At 65.1% G+C, this 21,681-nt stretch carries 24 protein-coding genes; 15 read left to right on the top strand and 9 right to left on the bottom strand.

Annotated features, from left to right (window positions below; all coding sequences use genetic code 11):
- Window positions 1-2: 2 nt before the first annotated feature.
- On the bottom strand, window positions 3-776 hold the full coding sequence (locus F600_RS0106615; RefSeq protein ID WP_026306239.1) for an Rv1157c family protein: 774 nt from the start codon (window positions 774-776) through the stop codon (window positions 3-5).
- A 146-nt stretch (window positions 777-922) separates the two neighbouring features.
- Window positions 923-1,213 carry a 4a-hydroxytetrahydrobiopterin dehydratase gene (locus tag F600_RS0106610; protein ID WP_018159808.1) on the bottom strand — a complete coding sequence of 97 codons (291 nt, stop codon included), beginning with the start codon at window positions 1,211-1,213 and terminating at the stop codon, window positions 923-925.
- An 8-nt stretch (window positions 1,214-1,221) separates the two neighbouring features.
- On the opposite strand from F600_RS0106610, the gene F600_RS0106605 reads away from it, so the two are divergent.
- Window positions 1,222-1,629, top strand: a complete 408-nt coding sequence (locus F600_RS0106605) for a (deoxy)nucleoside triphosphate pyrophosphohydrolase (RefSeq protein WP_018159807.1) — start codon at window positions 1,222-1,224, stop codon at window positions 1,627-1,629.
- On the opposite strand, the gene F600_RS31980 is transcribed toward F600_RS0106605, so the two are convergent.
- On the bottom strand, window positions 1,607-1,777 hold the full coding sequence (locus tag F600_RS31980; protein ID WP_018159806.1) for a hypothetical protein: 171 nt from the start codon (window positions 1,775-1,777) through the stop codon (window positions 1,607-1,609). The two genes, F600_RS0106605 and F600_RS31980, sit on opposite strands and share 23 nt — an antisense overlap.
- Before the next feature lie 67 nt (window positions 1,778-1,844).
- Here F600_RS31980 and typA point away from each other — a divergent pair, with 67 nt between their 5' ends.
- The 4 genes from typA to F600_RS31540 are packed head-to-tail and all read left to right on the top strand — an operon-like array spanning window position 1,845 to window position 6,706.
- Entirely contained in the window at window positions 1,845-3,725 is a 1,881-nt protein-coding gene (gene typA, locus F600_RS0106595; RefSeq protein WP_018159805.1) for a translational GTPase TypA, read from the top strand.
- A 29-nt stretch (window positions 3,726-3,754) separates the two neighbouring features.
- Entirely contained in the window at window positions 3,755-5,473 is a 1,719-nt protein-coding gene (locus F600_RS0106590; protein ID WP_156024445.1) for an ABC transporter family substrate-binding protein, read from the top strand.
- A gap of 19 nt (window positions 5,474-5,492) precedes the next feature.
- The gene (gene mshB / locus F600_RS0106585; protein WP_018159803.1) at window positions 5,493-6,293 is read left to right on the top strand and encodes an N-acetyl-1-D-myo-inositol-2-amino-2-deoxy-alpha-D-glucopyranoside deacetylase; all 801 of its coding nucleotides are present in this window, start codon (window positions 5,493-5,495) and stop codon (window positions 6,291-6,293) included.
- The gene (locus F600_RS31540) at window positions 6,293-6,706 is read left to right on the top strand and encodes a hypothetical protein (RefSeq protein WP_060934591.1); all 414 of its coding nucleotides are present in this window, start codon (window positions 6,293-6,295) and stop codon (window positions 6,704-6,706) included. Before mshB ends, F600_RS31540 begins: the two co-directional genes overlap by 1 nt.
- On the opposite strand, the gene F600_RS0106575 is transcribed toward F600_RS31540, so the two are convergent.
- From F600_RS0106575 to F600_RS0106565, 3 genes are read right to left on the bottom strand one after another with little or no spacing between them, the layout of a single operon-like run.
- Entirely contained in the window at window positions 6,618-7,328 is a 711-nt protein-coding gene (locus F600_RS0106575; RefSeq protein ID WP_018159801.1) for a uracil-DNA glycosylase, read from the bottom strand. The genes F600_RS31540 and F600_RS0106575 overlap by 89 nt on opposite strands.
- On the bottom strand, window positions 7,325-7,624 hold the full coding sequence (locus F600_RS0106570; protein WP_018159800.1) for a hypothetical protein: 300 nt from the start codon (window positions 7,622-7,624) through the stop codon (window positions 7,325-7,327). The genes F600_RS0106575 and F600_RS0106570 overlap by 4 nt, the downstream gene beginning before the upstream one ends.
- A 14-nt stretch (window positions 7,625-7,638) precedes the next feature.
- Entirely contained in the window at window positions 7,639-8,262 is a 624-nt protein-coding gene (locus tag F600_RS0106565; protein WP_018159799.1) for a hypothetical protein, read from the bottom strand.
- Window positions 8,263-8,376: 114 nt separating this feature from the next.
- Here F600_RS0106565 and F600_RS0106560 point away from each other — a divergent pair, with 114 nt between their 5' ends.
- The 9 genes from F600_RS0106560 to F600_RS27205 all read left to right on the top strand — a co-directional run bounded on the left by F600_RS0106560 (window position 8,377) and on the right by F600_RS27205 (window position 16,496).
- Window positions 8,377-9,357, top strand: a complete 981-nt coding sequence (locus F600_RS0106560; RefSeq protein WP_018159798.1) for an MOSC domain-containing protein — start codon at window positions 8,377-8,379, stop codon at window positions 9,355-9,357.
- A gap of 12 nt (window positions 9,358-9,369) precedes the next feature.
- Window positions 9,370-9,825: an SRPBCC family protein gene (locus F600_RS0106555; protein ID WP_018159797.1), complete on the top strand. Its 456-nt coding sequence runs from the start codon at window positions 9,370-9,372 to the stop codon at window positions 9,823-9,825.
- Window positions 9,826-9,845: 20 nt separating this feature from the next.
- Window positions 9,846-10,334 carry a DUF4112 domain-containing protein gene (locus F600_RS0106550; protein ID WP_018159796.1) on the top strand — a complete coding sequence of 163 codons (489 nt, stop codon included), beginning with the start codon at window positions 9,846-9,848 and terminating at the stop codon, window positions 10,332-10,334.
- A gap of 269 nt (window positions 10,335-10,603) precedes the next feature.
- Window positions 10,604-13,126 carry a bifunctional FO biosynthesis protein CofGH gene (locus F600_RS0106540; protein ID WP_026306235.1) on the top strand — a complete coding sequence of 841 codons (2,523 nt, stop codon included), beginning with the start codon at window positions 10,604-10,606 and terminating at the stop codon, window positions 13,124-13,126.
- Between the two features lie 134 nt (window positions 13,127-13,260).
- The gene (locus F600_RS32655; RefSeq protein WP_018159793.1) at window positions 13,261-13,728 is read left to right on the top strand and encodes a transglycosylase family protein; all 468 of its coding nucleotides are present in this window, start codon (window positions 13,261-13,263) and stop codon (window positions 13,726-13,728) included.
- Window positions 13,729-13,833: 105 nt separating this feature from the next.
- The gene (fdxA, locus tag F600_RS0106530; RefSeq protein WP_018159792.1) at window positions 13,834-14,157 is read left to right on the top strand and encodes a ferredoxin; all 324 of its coding nucleotides are present in this window, start codon (window positions 13,834-13,836) and stop codon (window positions 14,155-14,157) included.
- A gap of 5 nt (window positions 14,158-14,162) precedes the next feature.
- The gene (gene dapC, locus F600_RS0106525; protein ID WP_018159791.1) at window positions 14,163-15,257 is read left to right on the top strand and encodes a succinyldiaminopimelate transaminase; all 1,095 of its coding nucleotides are present in this window, start codon (window positions 14,163-14,165) and stop codon (window positions 15,255-15,257) included.
- A gap of 64 nt (window positions 15,258-15,321) precedes the next feature.
- Window positions 15,322-15,987 (top strand): GOLPH3/VPS74 family protein, encoded by a 666-nt coding sequence (locus F600_RS0106520; RefSeq protein ID WP_018159790.1) that lies wholly within the window; start codon window positions 15,322-15,324, stop codon window positions 15,985-15,987.
- Window positions 15,987-16,496: a DUF1648 domain-containing protein gene (locus F600_RS27205; RefSeq protein WP_018159789.1), complete on the top strand. Its 510-nt coding sequence runs from the start codon at window positions 15,987-15,989 to the stop codon at window positions 16,494-16,496. Before F600_RS0106520 ends, F600_RS27205 begins: the two co-directional genes overlap by 1 nt.
- Here the strand turns inward: F600_RS27205 and pdxR are convergent.
- Complete coding sequence (gene pdxR, locus F600_RS0106510) at window positions 16,459-17,796, bottom strand: MocR-like pyridoxine biosynthesis transcription factor PdxR (protein WP_018159788.1); 1,338 nt, start codon at window positions 17,794-17,796, stop codon at window positions 16,459-16,461. The genes F600_RS27205 and pdxR overlap by 38 nt on opposite strands.
- A 69-nt stretch (window positions 17,797-17,865) precedes the next feature.
- Here pdxR and F600_RS0106505 point away from each other — a divergent pair, with 69 nt between their 5' ends.
- Window positions 17,866-18,528: a pyridoxamine 5'-phosphate oxidase family protein gene (locus tag F600_RS0106505; RefSeq protein ID WP_040630654.1), complete on the top strand. Its 663-nt coding sequence runs from the start codon at window positions 17,866-17,868 to the stop codon at window positions 18,526-18,528.
- Between the two features lie 653 nt (window positions 18,529-19,181).
- On the opposite strand, the gene F600_RS27200 is transcribed toward F600_RS0106505, so the two are convergent.
- Window positions 19,182-21,095 carry a linalool dehydratase/isomerase domain-containing protein gene (locus tag F600_RS27200; RefSeq protein WP_018159786.1) on the bottom strand — a complete coding sequence of 638 codons (1,914 nt, stop codon included), beginning with the start codon at window positions 21,093-21,095 and terminating at the stop codon, window positions 19,182-19,184.
- Complete coding sequence (locus F600_RS0106495; protein ID WP_156024444.1) at window positions 21,085-21,669, bottom strand: hypothetical protein; 585 nt, start codon at window positions 21,667-21,669, stop codon at window positions 21,085-21,087. Before F600_RS0106495 ends, F600_RS27200 begins: the two co-directional genes overlap by 11 nt.
- Window positions 21,670-21,681 lie beyond the last annotated feature (12 nt).

The raw sequence follows: 21,681 nt of genomic DNA, 5'->3' as shown, positions 1-21,681 counted from the left end.
CCTTACGGAACCTCGACCGTCCCAATCGTCGGCAGGAAGCTGCAGCTATGCGACTTCTGGCCGGCAGCCTGGGTGGTCAGCGAACCGGAGATGATGGCAATCACCCGTCCACTGCCGGTGTTGGCCGTACCGCTGAGCGTCGCCGGGCCGCTCGGGTGGTTGATCTTCGCGTCATCAGTCAGCTTGGTCGTCCCAGTTTTCCCGGTGCTGATGTTCACCCAGGTCACTTCCATCGGGCTCGACTGGTGGGCGGTCGGCAGCGGAGTTCCGAGTGCAGTGAACACGAAGGCCGTCTGTCCCGGCTTCGGGCCGGGGAGTGGCAGCTTTGCCGGTCCCGGAACCGCGAGTGCAGTGCCGACCGAGTGGCCGGTCTCGCTGATGCACTTCGGTCCAACGCTGGGGTAGAGGAACTGCGAGATGACGACGCCGTCAGCGTTCGGGATCTTCGGGCCACCTCCGCCGCTTCCGTCGATGAACTTCACGACGGACGTCAGGATGTTCCCGATCTGCGGTGGCAAAGCGGCTGCGCTCGCCTTCGCCTGCTCGAGCAGCGACGCCTGAGCATCGGTGCCCGAGGTGGGCGTCGTGAGAAGTCCGATGACGGCGGGCGCCAGCGATGCGATCGCATCCGGAGAAATCATGGATCCGAGGTTGGCTGGTACGGCACTCAAGTCGATTCCGCCGGGTGCGGCCTCCGCCTGGCCAGGCAGGGCGAGCACAACGGTGGAGCAGGCGAGAACCGATAGCGCGGCGCGTTTCACTCCCGAGCGTGGCACTGTCTCTTCCTCACTCTGCGTTGGGTACAGGAATTCGTTTGCCGGACTGTATTCCGGAAATCCCTGGTGACGCGTGCTGAGAAAGGGGTGAGTGACTGAATTGTTTAACGTCCGATGCGGGGACGCAATCGCCCCCAGATTAATTACTACTGATCGGCCGCGATTTGGTTAATTGTCTGGGCGAAGGCGGTGTCGGAGGCCGTCAAGCCACCCGCGGAGTGCGTGCTCAGCGTGAATGTGACTTTGCGCCAACGGATATCGATGTCCGGGTGGTGCTGTGCGGCCTCGGCGGCCTCGGCGACGCGATTCACCAAGGCAATGGCTGCCGGAAAAGTAGAACAGGTGAAAGTCCGGCTGATCTCGTTTTCGACGAGGGACCATTCCGGTTCTGCCGTGAGAAATTGTGTGACTTCGGTCTCGGTGAGTAGGTTGGCCATACCCCATCATGTACCTCATGAGCGTTAGTGCGCGAGAGGTCGTCGCGGGGGCGATCGTCCGGGACGGGCGCCTTCTCCTCGCGCAGCGAGTTTCGCCTCCGGAGTTTGCGGGCATGTGGGAGTTGCCGGGTGGCAAGGTCGAGTTGGGGGAGTCGCCCGGTTCCGCACTCGCGCGCGAATTGCAAGAAGAACTCGGTGTCGATGTTCGAGTCCATGAGCGCGTCGGGGTCGACGTCTGGCTTACCGAGCATCTCGTCTTACGCGCTTACCGCGCCGAATTGCTTGTCGGGGAACCGATTCCGCACGAACACAGCGCTGTCGCGTGGGTGCGGGCCGACGAATTGGCGAGCTATCCGCTCGTTCCGAACGATGAGAAGTGGGTTCCGGACCTGATCAGGCTGCTCGAGCCTTCTTGAGCGCCTGCTTGAGTTCCTTACCGGTGAGACCTTGATGAACAGCTTTCTTCATCTTGTGAACAACGAAGGGGCATTTGAGGCATCGCTTGTCGCTCTTGCAGCACTTCTTCTTGGGCTTGAAGTGCGCAACCTTCTCCACCTTGCTCACGGTGGTTAGCCTACCCTCTCTTCTTCGGTGGAAACATGGCAAGAAATCCCAGGTAAGCTGGTAACTCGTGTCTGTTTCTTTTCGCAACGTCGCCATCGTCGCCCACGTCGACCACGGCAAGACCACCCTCGTCGACGCCATGCTGCGCCAGTCCGGCGCCTTCGCCGAGCGTGCTGCGCTCGTCGACCGAGTCATGGACTCCGGTGACCTGGAGCGTGAAAAGGGCATCACGATCCTCGCCAAGAACACCGCGGTGCATCACATCAACGCGGACGGCTCCGAGACCGTCATCAACGTCATCGACACCCCCGGCCACGCCGACTTCGGTGGTGAGGTCGAGCGCGGTCTGTCGATGGTCGACGGTGTCGTCCTGCTCGTCGACGCCTCCGAGGGCCCGCTTCCGCAGACCCGCTTCGTGCTCCGCAAGGCGCTCGCCGCGTCGCTGCCGGTGATCCTGGTCGTCAATAAGACCGACCGTCCGGACGCCCGCATCGCCGAGGTCGTCGAGGAAAGCCACGACCTGCTCCTGGACCTCGCGTCGGACCTCGACGACGAAGCCGCGCACGCCGCCGAGCTCGCGCTCGAGCTGCCGGTTCTCTATGCCTCGGGCCGCGAGGGCAAGGCCTCCAAGCACCAGCCGGCAAACGGTGAGGCCCCGGATGCGGAGAACCTCGACGCGCTTTTCGACGTCCTCCTGAGCTACATCCCGGCGCCGAAGGGTGATGCCAGCGCACCGCTGCAAGCGCTCGTCACGAACCTCGACGCGTCGCCGTTCCTGGGCCGTCTTGCGCTCGTCCGCATCCACAACGGCACCCTGCGCAAGGGTCAGACCGTCGCGTGGATGACCGCAGAGGGCACCAAGAACGTCAAGATCACTGAGCTTCTGAAGACGTTCGGTGTCGAGCGTCAGCCCGCCGAAGAGGCAGTCGCCGGAGACATCGTGGCCGTGGCTGGCTTCCCGGACATCATGATCGGTGACACTCTCGCCAGCCTCGACAATCCGGTCGCGCTGACCCGTATCACGGTCGACGAGCCGGCCATCTCGGTCACCATCGGTATCAACACGTCGCCGCTGGCCGGCCGCAATGGCGGCACCAAGGTGACCGCTCGCCTGGTCAAGGCCCGCCTCGACCAGGAGCTCATCGGTAACGTATCGATTCGCGTTCTGCCGACCGAGCGCCCGGACACCTGGGAGGTGCAAGGCCGTGGTGAGCTCGCACTGGCGATCCTGGTGGAGCAGATGCGCCGCGAAGGCTTCGAGCTCACCGTCGGTAAGCCGCAGGTCGTCACCCGGACCGTCGACGGCAAGATTCACGAGCCGTTCGAAGACCTGCAGGTCGACGTCCCGGAGGAATACCTCGGTGCGATCACGCAGCTGCTCGCGAACCGCAAGGGCCGCATGGTGGGGATGAACAACCACGGCTCCGGTTGGGTGCGCATGGAGTTCATCGTCCCGTCGCGTGGGCTCATCGGCTTCCGGACCGACTTCCTCACCGACACCCGCGGAACGGGTATCAGCAACGCCATCGCGAGCGGCTATGAGCCGTGGGCCGGCGAGATTCGCGCGCGGCACACGGGCTCGCTCGTGTCCGACCGCGCCGGTTCCATCACGCCGTACGCCATGATTCAGCTCCAGGACCGCGGCACGTTCTTCGTCGAGCCGGGCTCGCCGACCTACGAGGGCATGGTGGTCGGAATCAACCCGCGCGCTGAGGATCTCGACGTCAATGTGACGCGTGAGAAGAAGCTCACCAACATGCGATCGTCGACGAGCGATGTCCTCGAGACGCTGTCCCGGCCGATCACTCTGGGCCTCGAAGGCGCGCTCGAGTTTTGCGCGGAAGACGAGTGTGTCGAGGTGGGCCCGGACGTCATTCGGGTGCGTAAGGTGATTCTCGATGCCACTGAGCGCGGACGCGAGCGTTCGCGCGCGAAGGCACGAGGGTAAGTCTGGCGTCTACGGGAGGGGGTGTGCGCATGCGCGTGTTCCACTCTCGGAGATTGATCGCCGCGGCCATGGTGACGGCCAGCGCACTGGCGCTGGCCTCCTGCACGGCTAACCCGCCGCCGCCGATTCAGGCCGAACCCTCGACGTCGACGACCGCTCCGTCCGCGGAGAACAAGAACCGGATCGTCGTCGCGGTCGATGACATCGGCACGGGGATGAACCCGCACCTGCTGTCGGACCAATCGCCGGCGAACGCCGCCGTGGCATCGCTCGTCCTGCCAAGCCCGTTCCGGGCGGTGCCGGGGGATGCGCCCGGCCGCACCGCATGGGTCCTCGACAAGAACATGATGGTGTCGGCCGAGGTCACGAGCACCGAGCCGTTCACGATCACGTACAAGATCCGCGACGAGGCGCAGTGGTCGGACGGTGCTCCGATCGCCGCCGAGGACTTCCAGTACCTGTGGCAGCAAATGACAACGCAGCCCGGTGCGGTCGACCCCGCGGGCTACCAACTGATCGACAAGGTCGTGTCAGCGGGCGGCGGCAAGACGGTCAACGTCGTCATGAAGTCGGAGTACCCGGCCTGGCGTGAGCTCTTCACGAGCCTGTTGCCATCGCACCTGGTGAAGGATTCGCCGGGCGGATTCGAGGAAGGCCTCGCGTCGACGATCCCGGTCTCGGGCGGACTGTTCCACATCAAGTCGGTCGATCGCGGTCGCGGCGAGATCCTCCTCGAGCGCAATGATCGCTTCTGGGACAAGCCGGCGACGCCGGACCAGATCCTCATTCGACGGTCGGGCAACGCGCCGCAACTCGCGGAGTCGATGCGCTCGGACGACGCCCAGATGGCGCTTGTCCACGTCAGCAACGCGGTGCAGGCGCAGCTTCAGGCGATCGAAGGCGTCAGCGCGAAGCAGATCTACCAGCCTCGCCGACTGCAACTCGTCCTGAACGGCCGGGTCCCGAAGCTCGCCGATGTGCGGGTCCGGGCCGGTGTTCTGGGACTGCTCGATCCGGGTCTGCTCGCCACCGTCGCGATGGACACGGGTGCCTTCGTCGAACCGGCTCGTGCCCAGATCCTGTCGCCCTCGGACCCTGGTTACGCACCGACCGCGCCACCGCCGATGTCGAACGGCGATGCCATCGGGATGCTCGCGGCCGGAGGTTTCCCGAAGTCGAAGCCGTTGGCTCTGCGCATCGGAGTCCCAGAGAACGACACGGTTGCCTTCGCGGTGGCATCGACCGCTGCCGATCAGCTGCGGGCGGCAGGACTTCAGGTCACCGTCGACAGCATCGCCGGGCGAGAACTGTACGGAACGAGCCTGCTGAACGGCGAAGTCGACATCATCGTGGGCTGGGAACATGCGGGCACCGATGCCGCGACGACGCTGGCATCTCGCTTCGCGTGCCCCGCACCGTCCACCGCCACGACCAGCACCAAGCCCACGACGCCGACCACGACCAAAGAGTCGCAGGAGTCGACGACCGCGGTCGCGACGAACCTCAGCGGAATCTGCGACAAGGACATGCAGGACGAGATCGCGGGTGCACTCGACGGCGACCCCGCCATCGGCTCAGTCCTGGCCGCGCTCGAGCCGAAACTGTGGGCGCTCTCCGCGGTACTGCCGATCGTGCAGGACCAGACAATGGCGGTCATCGGACCGGGCGTGACCGGAGCGACCCTCAACGGTGCGCTCCCGGTCGGCATCTTCGCCGACGCCGAGAAGTGGGCCAAAGCAACTCCGTGAGTGATCAGATCTCGTGAGCATGAAGCTTCTCTTTGTCCACGCCCACCCCGATGACGAGTCGATTCTGACCGGCGGCACGATCGCGCTGCACACCTCCCGCGGTGACGAGGTGCTCGTGGTGACGTGCACCTTGGGCGAGGAAGGCGAGGTCATCGGCTCGACGTGGGCCGGCCTCGTCGCCGGTGCCGCGGACCAACTCGGCGGGTACCGAATTTCGGAGCTGTCGAAAGCACTTGCTGCGCTTGGCGTTTCCGAACCTCGATTTCTCGGCGGGGCCGGTCGTTGGCGGGATTCCGGGATGGCCGGGACGCCGTCGGCGGAGCACCCGCGTGCCTTCATCAACGCTGAGCGCCCGGAGGTCGTCAGCGAGTTGGTTCGGGTGATCAACGAGTTCCGGCCCGACGTCGTCGTCGGTTACGACCCGGACGGCGGCTACGGCCACCCGGACCACATTCAGGTCCATGCGGTGACGACCGCGGCCGTCGAGGCGGCGACCTGGCGCGTCTCCAGGTTCTACTGGGCGGTCGCTTCGCGGGACGCGGTGGACGCCGGCGTTGCCGCGATGGGCGAGTTACCGGACGGCTGGAAGATGCCTCGGCCGGGGGAGTTGGCCGCGATGGATTCGAAGCTCATCACGACCGAAGTCGACATCACGCCCGTACTGGACGCGAAGCGGGCGGCACTGGCTGCGCATGCCACGCAAGTGATGGTGACGGACGGCATGTTCGCGCTGTCGAACAACGTTGCCCAGCCGATCCTGACCTCTGAATTCTTCGTCCTGGTGAGCGGTTCCGCCGACGGCGTGGAGTCGGAGCTGTGATGCGCTGGATCGGTCCGCTGACCTTGGCGTTCCTGACGATCGACGGATTCGTCAGCTGCGTGATCGAGGCGCTCTACTTGCCGCTCTACATCGGCGCGATTCCCTTCCCGATCAGCGTTCTTTTCGCCGCAGCCGGGAACATCGTTCTCATGTGGGCGGCCTCTAAGGTGAACCCGCGGCCGGTCGTCTCATTCCTGCCGCTGATCGCGTGGGCGTTCGCGATGGTGATCATGCTCGCGGGTGGTCCGGGCGGCGACTTCATCCTGTGGGCCGGTTGGCAGACGATTGCGTTCTGCATCGGTGGCTTGCTCCCGACGCTGGTGTTCAGTGCGTTGCGCCCGATTCCAGAGCAGCGGCCTGTGCCGCGTTCACCAGCACCGACTCCAGCATCGCGGGCGTCAGGCGGCCGGTGAACGTGTTCTGTTGGCTCACGTGGTAGCAGCCAAACAGTTCGATTTCTCGTCCTGACTTCGTCAGCGCCAGGCGGGCGCCATGACCGAACGCAGGCCGGGGCTTTAGTACGGACCAGCCGGACCGAGACAGCACCGCGAGAAGCGCGTTCCAGCCGAAGGCGCCGAGCACGACGACGGACCGGACCTCGGTGAGCACGTCGAACTCCCTGTCCAACCACGTGCCGCAGGTGATCCGTTCGGTCGGTGTCGGCTTGTTGTCCGGTGGAGCGCAGTGCACCGGCGCCGTGATGCGGGTGCCGAAGAGTTCGAGCCCGTCACCGATGTGCGTCGACGTCGGCTGGCTTGCGAGGCCCACCGCGTGCAGGGCGGCATAGAGCACGTCACCGCTGCGGTCGCCGGTGAACATCCGCCCGGTCCGGTTCGCGCCGTGCGCGGCCGGTGCCAGGCCGACGATGAGCAGCCGGGCGTCCGCTGGACCGAAACCGGGAACCGGCCGGCCCCAATAGGTTTCATCGCGGAAGGCGGCACGCTTCACGCGGGCCACCTCTTCCCGCCAGGCGACCAGGCGAGGGCAGCGACGGCAGTCGACTAGAGCTGCTTCGAGCGCGGCCAACTCGTTCACAGGTCGAGAACCGCGCTGAGCGCCATCCCGACGCGGTCCATCACATCCGGGGAGAGGATCGCGATCCGCTGCTCGAACCGCTGCGACTCACCGATCGACAGGGCCATGCATCGCGCATAACCCAGTCCGTCACCGAGCGAGACGGTCAGAAGTCCGACCGAGGTAAACGATGGCGGAACTTCGGTGACGTCGACGATGACGTGAATGCCGGAGATGTTCAGGATCTCCGTGGACACCACAAGTACGCGCGCCGAGCGTGTGGTGGACTCGTAAGTCCAAACCTCGCCGCGCTGCATATGTCAATCCTCGGTCAGGCCAATTCCGGTACGCGCAGGTGAGCCAATACGAGGTCGAATTCCGCTACCTCGACGATTTCTGCGCCGATGTCGCGCGCAGCCGAACTGCGGAGGCTGTTTGCGGTCGTGCGGCTCGCCTCCATCGTTTCACGACTGTCCCATGCCGTTGCGGTTACGCAGCGACCGTTGATGCGGTCGATGAACATACTTGCGCTGCAGAACCCTTCCATCCGTTCGCATTCCGGCAGAACGCCGAAGCGGAAGATGTCCACTGCGCGATCGAGCACGGACGGGCTGCAGTGCAACCAGGTGCAGCGCGTGCTCGTCGAATTGTTCGTTCGGTGCTCGCGGTGAATAACGGCGATTTCCCAGTTCTCGACATCGGTGATGTTTCCGCCGAACGATTCCGTCGCGTTCTCACGCATGTCGCGGGCGCGCATTTCGCTCGCGAGCATTTCTCGTTCGGTTACCCAGGAGCTGGTCGCGATACATGCGCCAGTGTTGCGGTCGACGAGAAGGGACAGTCCCGCGCAGCCATTCATGCGGAGAAGTGCCGGCATGACGGATTTGCGGATGTAGTCGATTCCCTCGTCGATCGAAGATGGCTCGGCTTGAATTCTGGTGGAACGTGCGAACACTTCATTTCTCCTGTTCGCGTGAGGGGCGACGCCCCCCGAGAGCGCTGCCGGATACATCCACGATTCTCGTGTTTGCGCCGTATCGCAAGGGTCGCTCGGGCGTACCGTCGAGCCATGTCATCGGTGATCAGCGGCAATGTCGGAACCGTCGTGGCGCTGTGGCGTTATCCGGTGAAGTCCATGCAGGGCGAGCAGATTTCATCGTCGGTCATCGACCGACGGGCTCTGCACGCCGACCGGATGTGGGCGGTGCGGGATCTCGAGCTGAAGGCGGTCACCACCGCGCGTCGGCTTCCGATGCTGCTCGGCTGCTCGGCTCGATACGTCGAGGAGCCCGCGATCGGAGTCGGTCCCGGCGATGTCGCTCATGTGGTCGTCACGTTCCCGGATGGATCCGAGATCGTCAGCACCGATCGCGACCGCATGAACCGGGCGCTCAGCGATCTGACGGGTAAGTCGGTCGCGCTGGTCTCGCTGCCGCCGGTCACCGACAAGGCCGCCTACCGTGGCGTGATGTTCTCGAAGAAGGACATCCGCCAGCAGTTCCAGGTGGCAGATGGCGACCCGCTGCCGGACTTCTCGATGTTCCCGCTCCGCAAGCTCGCGGAGTTGGCAATTTTCGCGACTCCGGTCGGAATCTTCGCGGACGCGTACCCAGTCCACATCCTGACGACCTCGAGCCTGAAGGCGATGGCTGCCATCGGTGGTGACTTCGATGTTCGACGTTTCCGGCCGAACATCCTCGTCGAAACGACGGGGGAGGGACTCGTAGAACAGGACTGGATCGGCGGCACACTGCGTACCGGGACGGTCGGTATTCGAGTCGAGGTTCCAACTGTCCGTTGTTCGGTCCCGCTGCGTCCGCAGCCGGGCCTCGAGCCGGATCCCGCGGTGGTGAAGACGATTTCGCGGCACAACGACCGGTGCCTCGGCGTCTACGCCGACGTGACCACCGTCGGAAGCGTTTCGGTCGGCGATGCGGTCGAATTCGTACCAACCGGACAACCGGGTATCGTCGGCGGTTCGATCGGTCGACTTGCCGGCCGCATCAAGCGCAACGCGGTACGCGCGGGAAACCGTGTTTTACCCGGCTGAATGAGGAGATAAATGCACGTCATCGTCGTTCAACGCACGATCGAGGCACCGGTGGACCGCGTGTGGGAGGTCATCACCGACCTGGAGGGCACGGGTCGCCAACTTCCCGGTGCCACCAAGATCGAGCGCGTTACCGGCGACGGCTACGCAGTGGGCACGGTCTGGCGCGAGACCCGCAAGCTCTTCGGCCGCGAGAACACCGAGGAGATGACGGTCGCCGAGGTCGAGGCGCCGACGCGGACCGTCGTGGTCGCGTCGTCGGACGGAACTGACTACCGCACCGAGTTCCTGCTCGCTTCTGAGGGCGACGCCACGGCCCTCACGCTGACGTTCTCCGCCGTCTCGCAGGGCTCGGGCCTCCTCCGCGGTCTGGTCGAGCGTGTGCTCATGCCGGTCGGTGTCGCCGTCACGAAGAAGATGATCGCCGCCGATCTCGCCGCGATCGCCAAAGCGGCCGAACGGAATTAGATTTCAGCGAAACTAACCCCGTGACGATCGAACAGGTATCGGCCGAAGTCATCGCGCACCGGCGTGCCAACATCCGCCGCTATGCCGACCTCATGGACTCGAAGTTCCGTATTCCCGGGACGCAGCAGACGTTCGGCATCGACCCGATCGTGGGTCTGATTCCCGGTGCCGGCGGAATCGCGGGCTTCCTTCTCAGCGTCGGAATCGTCGTCCAGGCCGTGCATTACGGGGCACGCCGCTGGACGCTCACCCTGATGCTGGTCAACCTGTTCCTCGACGCGACGATTGGCAGCATTCCGATCCTCGGGACCGTGTTCGACGTGGTGTACAAGGCCAACAACCGCAACGTGAATCTGCTGGACCATCATGTTGAAGACCCGTATCGAACAAACAACAAGATCCGGAGCACGGTCTTCTGGTCGCTTGTCGTCGTTGCCGTGGTGACGCTGATCCTGCTGATCCTGCTGGTCATCGCGACGATCTGGCTGATCAGTTGGCTGACTAGCTGAGCTGGTCTTTCGTCTCGAGATACCAGCGCGTCAGATCGATTCGGGTCGTTCGGCCGCGACTCCGCGAGTAGTCGGCACCCGGCTTCGTCGCGAAGTGCGATGGCCATATCGGGCCGCCCAACGCCACGCCGCGACGGTCATCGAGACCCTCGGAATTCGGGCGGTATTCGGGGTGGGCGCTGTGTCCGCTATGGCTGCCGGGATTCTGCTGAGAGAAAGAAGTCGCGGCCGCGCTGCAGTGCCCTTGCGTGCCACGGCATGATCGAGGGGTGACGCCGATACCTATCCAGGTCATCCCGAGTCAGTCCGCCATGCGCCGGGCGTTGCGGCGAGCCCGCGACGGCGTGACGCTCAACGTCGACGAGGCGACCGTCCTGCTGCATGCGCAGGGCGCTGACCTCGCGGAATTGTGTTCGATCGCCGCTCATGTACGCGATGCCGGGCGTATTTCGGAGGGGCATGAAGCGCCGCTGCCGATCACGTATTCGCGCAAGGTCTTCATTCCACTGACGCGGTTGTGCCGCGACAAGTGCCACTACTGCACGTTCGTCACGGTGCCGGGCAAGCTCCGCGCCGACGGCCAGGGGATGTTCCTCGAGGTCGATGAAGTGCTCGACATTGCGCGCAAGGGAGCGGCGCTCGGCTGCAAAGAGGCGCTCTTCACGCTTGGAGACCGACCGGAGGAACGGTGGCCGGAGGCGCGCGAGTGGCTCGATCAGCGCGGCTACGACTCGACGCTCGACTACCTGCGCGCGGTCGCGATCAAGGTCCTGGAAGAGACGGGCCTGCTCCCGCATCTGAACCCGGGCGTCATGAGCTGGCCGGAACTGAACCGGCTCAAGCCCGTCGCGCCGTCGATGGGAATGATGCTCGAAACGACGTCGAAGCGACTCTTTGAGGACAAGGGGGAGTGCCACTTCGGCAGTCCCGACAAGGACCCCGACGTGCGCTTACGAGTCCTGTCCGATGCGGGCCGGCTGAGCATTCCGTTCACGACGGGAATTCTCGTCGGCATCGGCGAGACGCTCGGCGAGCGGGCCGACTCGATCTTCGCAATCCGTAAGGTGCACAAGGAGTTCGGGCACATTCAGGAAGTCATCGTGCAGAACTTCCTGGCCAAGCCGGACACTGCGATGCGCGATGCACCGAACGCCGCGATCGATCAGTTCGTCGCCACGATCGCCGTCACGCGGCTGGTCCTCGGGCCCTCGATGCGGGTCCAGGCACCGCCGAACCTCGTGTCCCCCGAGGAGTGCCGCGCACTCATCGGGGCCGGTATCGACGACTGGGGCGGCGTTTCGCCGCTGACTCCGGACCATGTGAACCCGGAACGGCCGTGGCCGAACCTCGACGATCTGGCGGCGATCACGGCCGGCGCGGGCTACCGCCTCACCGAGCGGCTGACCGCGCACCCGAAGTACGTGCTCGGCGGCCCGGCCTGGATCGACCCACGTGTTCGCCCGCACGTCGACGCTCTCGCCGGGGCCAACGGTCTGGCCCGCGACGTGATTCCGGCCGGACTCCCGTGGCAGGAACCGGACGAGTCGTGGGACTCGCACGGTCGTACCGATCTGAACAGCGACATCGACGCGACGGGCCGCAATACCGATACCCGGTCGGACATCGGCAGCGCGTTCGGGGACTGGGACGCGATCCGGGAGCGGGCCCGCGCGGTGGCGATGCCCGAGCGGATCGGCTCGGACCTGATGGAGGCTTTGCGTTCCGCGGAACGCGACCCCGCCGGATGCACGGATGCGCACTATCTGGCGCTCGCGCAGGCCGAAGGTGTGGGCCTCGAAGCCGTGGTGGGGCTGGCCGATCAGCTGCGTCGGGATGTCGTCGGCGAGGACGTCACGTACGTCGTCAACCGGAACATCAACTTCACGAATATCTGTTACACGGGCTGCAGATTCTGTGCATTTGCACAGCGTAAGGGCGATGCCGACGCGTTCACACTGTCGACCGCGGAGGTCGGCGAACGGGCGCATGAGGCGTGGCTCGATGGCGCCACCGAAGTCTGCATGCAGGGCGGAATCGACCCTGATTTACCGGCCACCGGCTACGCCGATCTCGTGCGCGCGGTGAAAGCTCGCGTGCCCGAGATGCATGTGCACGCGTTCAGCCCGATGGAGGTGGTCAACGGGGCTTCGCGCGGGGGCATCAGCATTCGTGACTGGCTTCTGCAGTTGCGCGAGGCCGGCCTCGACACCATCCCCGGCACGGCGGCCGAGATCCTCGACGACGACGTGCGTTGGGTTCTCACGAAGGGCAAGCTGCCGACCTCGGCCTGGGTCGAGGTCGTGACGACCGCCCATGAAGTAGGCCTGCGCTCGAGTTCGACGATGATGTACGGCCACGTCGATCACCCCGGCCACTGGGTCCAGCACCTTCGGGTGATTCGTGGAATCCAGGACCGGACGGGCGGATTCACCGAATTCGTGCCGCTGCCGTTCGTGCACCACAGCGCTCCGCTGTACCTCGCGGGCGCCGCCCGCCCGGGGCCCACGATGCGCGACAACCGCGCCGTTCACGCGCTCGGCCGGATCATGCTGCACGGCCGCATCGACAACATTCAGACGAGCTGGGTCAAGCTCGGAGTGGCCGGAACGCAGGCGATGCTGCAGGGCGGTGCGAACGACCTCGGCGGCACGCTCATGGAGGAGACGATCTCGCGCATGGCGGGTTCCGAACACGGTTCGGCCAAGACCGTGGCCGAATTGCGGTCCATTGCCGAGGGCATCGGGCGGCCCGCGCGCCAGCGGACCACCGTTTATGCAGTGCCTAACGCTTAATAAAAGAGGCGTGAATTTCGTCGATCCATTAATTGAATTGCCCCGGAATTGCCTGATTGAAGGCATTTTCGAGTAAGTGATCTTGTGTCGCCCTAGCGTGGGATTTGGTTTAAATCTCACGAATAGGGTGTTCAATGTCGGCACTCGTCTCCCGGGCGACAATTCAGCGTGTCACTGCCGCTGTTGTCCTCGGTCTCGCCCTGGTTGCCTGTGGGTCCGAACCCCCTCCGCCGCCGCCCCCGCCGCCACCTGCGCCGCCACCGCCGCCCCCTCCGCCGCCGGACATCGTCGCCATCGCCGACTGGGAGGCGATGGCCTCCTGCGAGGCGACCGGCGACTGGGCCGCGAACACCGGCAACGGTTTTTATGGCGGATTGCAGTTCGACGCGGGCACCTGGACGAATTACGGCGGCGGCAGTTTTGCGCCGACGGCCGATCTCGCCACGAACCTCCAGCAGATGGAAGTGGCGAACAAGGTGCTCGGAACCCAGGGTTGGGGTGCGTGGCCGTCGTGTTCGGTCTTCTCGGGGGTCGCGTGGAAGCGACCGGCTGCTCCGGGAACATTCGTCCCGCCGGCGGTGCCACCAAAGTCCGCGCCGTAGGCCGCGTGTGGCACACGCCCTAGCTGCCCGATTGGGACTGCCCGCGACGCTGCCGCTACGATGTGGGTTCGAGGACTAGGGTTTCGTAGGCAGGAGTGGGCAGCAGTGACGTACACGATTGCAGAGCCGTGCGTGGATGTCATGGACAAGGCTTGCATCGAGGAATGCCCTGTCGACTGCATCTACGAAGGCGAGCGCATGCTTTACATCCACCCGGATGAGTGCGTGGACTGCGGTGCATGTGAGCCGGTCTGCCCGGTCGAGGCAATCTTCTACGAGGACGATGTCCCGGACCAGTGGGCCGGATATGTCAGCGCCAACGTCGATTTCTTCAATGATCTTGGCTCGCCTGGTGGTGCCGCGAAGGTCGGCAAGGTCGAATACGACGCGCCGCTCATCGCTGCGCTCCCGCCAATGGGCGAGGACTAGCAACTTTGTTACGGCGGTCAGTCGCATCGCGGCTGCCTGATTTCCCGTGGGACTCCCTGAACGAGGCCAAACGGCGGGCAGCGGCACATCCTGGTGGCATCGTCGACCTTTCGGTCGGCACTCCGGTCGATCCGGTGGCCATCAACATCCAGGCTGCGCTGTCGTCTGTCGCCGATGTTCCGGGCTACCCGGTCACTCACGGCACCCCTGAGCTTCGCGCTGCCGCCGTCGCCGCGATGGCCCGGCGTTTCGGTGTCACGGGAATCTCACCCAATGCCGTCCTTCCGGTGATCGGCACGAAGGAACTCATCGCGTCGATCACGCGCGATCTCGGATTCGGTTCCGCTGATCTCGTGGTGTTCCCGGAGCTGGCCTACCCGACGTACGAGATCAGTGCACTGCTCGCGGGTTCGAAGATGCAGCGTTCGGACACGATCGTCGGGGGAGCGACGCCGTCACTGGTGTTCCTCAACTCGCCGTCGAACCCGACCGGTCGTGTCATCGGCGTCGAGGAACTGCGCGATCTGGTCGCTGTCGCTCGTTCCGCGGGCGCGATCGTCGTGTCGGACGAGTGCTACCTCGGGCTGGGCTGGGATGCGCAGCCCGTGTCGGTTCTCGACGAGCGCGTGTGCGGTGGAGACTTCACCGGTCTGATCGCCGTCCACTCGTTGTCGAAGACGTCCAACCTCGCGTCGTACCGCACCGGGTTCATCACCGGTGACCACAACCTCGTCGCCGAATTGCTCGAGGTCCGTCGCCATGCCGGCCTGATGATGCCGTACCCGATCCAAGCGGCGATGATCGAGGCGCTCACCGACGACAGCCACGAGAACGCGCAGCGCGAGATCTACCGGAGCCGTCGTGCGGTACTCCAGGCCGGTCTGCGCGGCGCCGAGTTCCACATCGAGCACTCCGAAGCCGGTCTCTACATCTGGGCCACGCGGGGAGAGTCCTGCTGGGACACCGTGAACTGGTTCGCCGACCGCGGAATTCTCGTCGCACCGGGCGAGTTCTATGGCCCTCAGGGTGCGAAATTCGTTCGCTGCGCGCTGACTGCGACGGACGAGCGCATCACTGCCGCTGTGACGCGGATCGTGTAAATCTCCACCGCGAGGGGGAGTTGCGGGCCGAGCGGTGTTTGTACCTTCGAGTCAGGAGGTAACCATGGCACTCGCGACCGATGTGATGCTTCTTCTGCTCGATCCGCAGAAGGGCAAGCCGATCGTGGCGCACACCTCGGTTCTGTACGGCCTCGGTGGCGCTCAGCTGCTCGAACTCGCAATGAGCGATTCGATCCGCATCAGTGGCCCGGGAGAGGCAGTTCGGAAGGGTCGGGTTGTTCCGACCGCGATCGCACACCCGGATCCGTTGGTGTCGGGCGCCCTCGCGACTCTGCGGAAGGGCCGTCCGACGAATCCACCGAATGCGGTGATGAAGCTGTCCCACGGGCTCGGCGACAGGATCTTTGCTGAACTGCGCCGCGACTTCCGCATTCGGGAGGAGCGCGACCGCGTGCTCGGCGTCTTTCCGCGCCGACGCTGGTACCCGACCGATCGGTCGAACCGTGCGGCGCTGCGATCGCAGCTGGCGGCGGTCCTCATCGACGGGCGTGAACCCGATCAGCGAGAGTCCGCTTTGATCGCGATTCTGAGTTCGATCAACGCCGTGCCGAACCTGTTCCCGGAAGCCGACAAGAAGGTGATCCGCCAGCGTGCCAAGGGCATCGCGGCAGGCGAGTGGGCCGCCAAGGCGGTGAAGGACGCGGTCGCGGCTGCTCAAGCGGCGACGGCGACGGTGATTGCCGCCGCTGCTGCGGCGGCGGCAAGCTGATGGCTCGCTGGTCTCTGCGCGCGCTCCTCGCCTCGGGCGTGGCGCTCACTCTTCTACTCGTCTGGTTCGCGGTCGCGATGCCCGATCGAGTGCCGGGCCATTTCGGTCTCTCCGGCGAGGTCAATCGCTACGACGACAAGGGTGTCTTCGTGGCCGCGATGGCGGGCATCGGAGTCGTCATGGCCGTGCTGTTCGGTGCCGCCCGGTGGTGGCTGCCGACGTTGCCCGGCAGCGTGATCAACGTGCCGGGCAAGAAGGCTCACGCGTACTGGACGAGTCCCGCGCATCGCGACGAGTTCAACGCCATCATGGCGTCGGCGATGGAGACGATCGGCGCCTTCGTCCTTCTCCTGCTCACCGTCATCGTGCTGATTTCGGGTGTGGCGGGACTCGGAGCCACCATTCCAGCGTGGATCTTCTGGCTCGTGACGGCCACTTTCCTGGCAGCGATGATGGCCTGCGTGATCCCGCTCATGCGCAAGACTCGAGTGCCCCCGTCAGAGCGGTGAGTGCCCCACTGAGTTCGGAGTCGGAGATTCCACCGAATCCGACGACGAGCCCGGTCAGTTCGCTCGACCGGCAATAGGCACTCAGAAGGTTGATGTCAAAGCCGGCTTTCCGCGCTGCGTCTCGCGCCCGGACGGCCCGATCCTCGGGCAGGAGCCACGCCGAATACATGCCGGCGAGCGGGCCGACCGCGGTCGCATGTGGCGTCATGGCGTCGGCGACCAGTACTGCGCGTTCGGCGTACAGACGTCTGGCTGACCGGACGACCTTGTCGACCCAGCCGTCGCGAAGGAGAGTGACGAGAGCCTTCTGCGACGGCCAGGAAGCTCCGGCATGAGTGGTCAGGCGCCGTTCGTAGATCGCGTCGCGGAGGGCCGGAGGAGCAACCATCCAGCCGACCCGCAACGTCGGGTAGACGCTCTTTGACGCTGTGCCCAGGTAGACGACCCGATCGCGGTCGAGGCTGGTGAGCGCGGGGATGGGCGCGACGTCGTAGCGGAACTCGGAGTCGTAGTCGTCTTCGATGATGAGCGCGTGGGCGGCGCGGGCTGCGTTGAGTAGCGAGAGCCTGTCACTCGCCGACATCACCGGGCCGAGCGGGTGCTGGTGGGCTGGCGTCACGTAAGCAGCGACCACTCCGGCCAGTTGTGTAATGGGTTGAGCAGCAGGGATATCGACGAGTTTCCGCCCGACGGATCGCACGGTTGCGGCGGCCGCGCGGTAACCCGGATCCTCGACGCCGATGGCTCCGGCCGGAAGCTCGGCGAGCAGCTGTCGAAACCCGTCTGTCGTGCCCGCGGTGATGAGGATGTCGTCGGGATCGACGTCGAGTCCGCGCGTGCGCGCCAACCGTTCGACCAGCGCGATCCGCAGCTCCAGTAGTCCGCGCGGATCGTCGTATCCCGGCGGAGGAGTCGTAGCGGAGACCTCGCGCCACGCTCGGCGCCATCCGGCGCGATACCGCGGGTCGACGAACGGAGTGCCCGAGTCCAGGCGGACGAGCTTGTTTGCTGACATGTTTGTCGGCGTAGCGCGGCGGGTGCTGCTGTCGAGTCCGCGCGACGCCACGAATGTCCCGGAGCCGTGCCGGGTGGCGAGCCATCCCTCGGCGAGGAGTTGTTCGTAGGCGGTCTCGGTGACCGACCGAGATACCTGGAGATCTGCGGCGAGTGCCCGGCTCGACGGGAGACGCTCGTCGAGCGTGAGCGTGCCGTTGAGGATGAGTGCACGCACCTGTGCCGACAGTTGCGCGGGCAACGGAGTCGCCGCGGCGCGATCGATGCGGACGGGAAGCGTTGGCACAAAGTGTCCTGTCAAAGTCGGCAAGAAGTGGACCGTGACGGCAGGCCACTCTTCTTTCACGATAGAGCTATGGAGACGCTTTCACCGACAACTCGAACCACGATGACCCGACTGGGTAAGCGGGCCGTCCTCGATCGTCGCAAGCTCCACGCGTTCCTCGGGGAAGCGCTACTGGCGCACCTTGGCGTCGTCGCCGGTGGTCACCCCGTCGTGTTACCCACCGCGTACGGAGTGGACCTGGATGGACCCGACGACGGTGGCACGCTCTACCTGCACGGATCGGTCGCGGCTGGGTGGCTCCGGCGAGCGATCGAGAGCGATGTCTGCGTCACGATCACCGAACTCGACGGACTCGTCGCTGCGCGGAGCGCGTTCCACCACTCGATGAACTATCGCAGTGCGGTGATCATCGGTCGGGCCCGTCTCGTCGACGACCCGGCTGAGCGCGAGCGCGCCTTGGCAACGGTCGTCGACCACATGATCCCGGGGCGGTGGTCGACGTTGCGACCGAACACCCGGAAGGAGCTCGCCGCGACCGCGGTACTCGCACTTCCGCTTGCCGAAGCGTCGATGAAGGAGCGGTCGGGCGGCCCTGTCGACGACCCCGAGGACATCGAGGCCGGCGTGTGGGGCGGACACATCCCGCTGCGTCGGGTTGCGGGGGAGCCGATCACCGACGGGCACGGTGAGGTGCCCGCCGATGTGGTCGACCGATGGACTGCTCTGCGTTAGAAGGGTGCCCGCACAAGCGCCTGATTTTGGACGCAACCTTCCGCTCAGTGGGTGTTGCAAATTTGTTCGATCACTCCTCGGCAACCGGAAATCTTCCCGCCGCAGACCTCCGACAACCGCATCGAGCCGGATGGCATACCAACATGTGGCATCTGAGGCTCACCATGTGGACGATCCACAGTACTGTGCATCCAGTGCCGTCTAGAGCGCCTGATCAGGTGCTTTAGACGGCAGGCTATGCACCTGACCTCGGTATTCGATGCTTGAACCGGCAAACGATGCATTCTTCTGTCGTTCAACTCACCGGAAAATTTCCGGCGGACGTTCGTCCAGCCGCCACTCTGCAACGCCCGTTCAGCGAACCTTTGCGTCCGAAGTCAGCGCCGCTCCCCATCCACCGATCGGGGGACGGCAGCCACCACCGGCCAACGGGCCACCCAGCGGACACCGTGCGCGGCTTCCAAGCGAGACAGTAAGTGGGTCAACCAAACAATCAAGACAGGAACCACTTCAATGACCACCACCACGCCTTCCGCCACCAACCGACTCACCCTGCGCCGTCAGAGCTTGCGAGAGCTGACGAACGACCACCGCCAATCGGCCCCGGGTCGCGGCGCCTCCTACGGATCGTGGTCGATTTCCTACACCTCTGCTTAGCTCGCTGGTGTCAGCCGAACTTCCAGGCGCTCGTCGAGATTGATCTCGACGAGCGCTTTGCCGTCGCGATCCGCGGTGAGGGTGTTCGTCATGGCGCCGGTAACCCGGTACGTCCGGCCCGGCCGAAGCCGGTCGAACGCAATGGTCGTGTGGCGCGGACCGTCGCCCGGAACGAGGACGAGGTCCAGCGATTCACCATCGGTGACCGCATACGTGACGATCACGTCGGGGTAGGCGACCTCGCACAGGCGCGGGCCCGTGCGCCATTCGGCCGGGAATCCGTCCGTGACCAGTCCGCGGAAGGCGTCCTCGCGCCCGAACTGCGTCATCGCGAGATAGAGGTTGCCCCAGACCGACAGTCCCTTGTAGCGGACGGCACCGTCCTGCTCGGTCACTCGTCCGCGCATCGAGTCGACGAGCGAATCGGCGGCAACGTGGTAGCCGAATTCGCGTGCGTTCGCTGCCAGCACGGCGCGGGTGAACCGATCGGTGAAGACGCCGTAGTTACCCGGGTCGATGAGGTTCCACGACCGGTTCTTCGGGTCGGCGATGCCGGCTGAATTGCGCAGGTGGTACGCGTCGTTGAGCCACCAGGTCCGGCGGGCGATGTCCGGCACGATCGAGTTGAGGAAGTACATGGTGATTCCGTCGCCCATGTTCCCGACCATCGGGTGCCGGAAGCCGAAGTACTCCGAGCGGGCAGTGGTGAGGCGTCCGTCCGGCTCGCAGAAGTCGCCATTCTCGTAGCTCTCCCGCACCTGCGCGACGACCGCGTCCGACCGGTTGGTGCCGCGAAGTCGGTCTTCGACGATCAAGCTGTTGATACCGAAGGTGTTGCACATCGGGTAGATCCAGTTCGGCTCGCACGGGAATTGCTTGCTGCGCGCACGTGCGAAGTTGTCTGCCAATGCCGCCGCGATCGTCGTGGAGTCGTGCTCGAAGACCTTCCGGTCGCTCCACCGAAGCTGCAGCGAACCGGGCTCGCGGTAGCGGGTGTCGCCGGTGGTCGTCTCGTAGAGGCCGAGCATCAGTCCCAGGTATCCCGAGTACATGACGTTGTCGTCGACGATCGGGTCCGGGTTCCAGCGCAGATTGCCCCACAGGTTCTCGAGCGACCAGTAGCTCCAGACCTTGCGGTGGGTCATTTTCGTGATCATGTTGCGCTGCGCTTCGGCGAGGTAGCCGGAGAACGCCGGCGTGCGCGTGTACTGGTACATCGCAGACGCATAGGAGACGAAGTTCAGCTGGTATCGGACGGCGCCTTCGCGGAATTGGTCGACCGGGACGAAGAAGAAGCCGTCCCAGCTGTCTTCCGGTTGCAGTGCCAGGTCCATCAGGTAGCGCAGGGTTTTGACGTCGTCGGCGGTGGCTTCGGTGGCGGTCGCGGCGGGCGGTGAACTAGGGAACACCGGTCCCTCGCTGGCCAAGCGCTCGTTGTACTGGCGGCCGAGTTCACGCTCGCGCCGGAATCGCCACTGCGGGTACGCGATCGAAGCGACGACGAAGCCGGCGAGCGCGGCCGGAATCGCCCACCGAGTCCAGCTGATCGCTGCGGAACCGGTCGCCGCGGCCAGGATCGCCGGTGTCAGCCACGCGGCCGGGAGCAGCAGGACGTTGCCGCACAGCCACCACAGGAACAGGGCAAGAACAAGGAGTCCGATCGCCGCGGCGCCCCACACGGGATGGCCGGTCGCAAACTGACCGCCACCGGGAAGCAGCAGGCCAAGGCCGAACACGGTCGATCGAGCGGAAATGTCGGCAGCCACGAGGAATAGGGCGCTGCCCCACATCGCGGACAACCCGAGGAGGGTTCGGCGCAGCAGCCATCGGGTCGTCGGGCCGTGTGGACCGGCGAAGTCCGGGATGAGCGGCACCTGGACGAACTCCGGCGCCTGGACGTCAACGGACATGGACGAACTCCTTCTGGGAGGTACGGACGAAGGCGATGGCGCCGACGACGATGAGAACGGCTCCACTTCCGTGGAAAGCCAGATCGGCGGGAATGCCGCCACGAATGTCGAACAGTCCGAAGGCATGCATGTCGACGAGACCGAGAAGCCACCACGCGGCTCCGGCGCCGATGAGCCACACGGCTGGGTGGCGATGGGTTGCGTCTGCCGTGCGGGCGGCAAGAAAAAGCGCGATCAGGGCAGCGATGACGAAACCTGCCGTGCGTAACGCCCACGGCCCGTCGTTGCCGATGGCAACCCCGGTGTCGATGAGCCCAACGACGAAAACGACGTACAACAGGGAGTTCACCGCGAATCCCACCAAGGCTGGGGCGAACATCGCGCCGCGGCGAATCGGCGCCGGGGGAGCGACTGTGGCGACGACGGGTGCCGTGCCTGGAGCAGGTCGATGCGCGACCGGAGCGAATCCGGGTTCGGGCTTCCGGGTGGTGAAGGGCAGCCGGAACCACACCTCTCGGACGATGCCGAGCACGAACAGCAGTGCCGCGCAGCAGAGCATTGTGAACAATTCCAATTAGGAACCATG

The sequence above is a fragment of the Smaragdicoccus niigatensis DSM 44881 = NBRC 103563 genome (assembly GCF_000380645.1).
Taxonomy (GTDB): Bacteria; Actinomycetota; Actinomycetes; order Mycobacteriales; family Mycobacteriaceae; genus Smaragdicoccus; species Smaragdicoccus niigatensis.
This window is presented reverse-complemented; position numbering and strand designations above follow the sequence as displayed.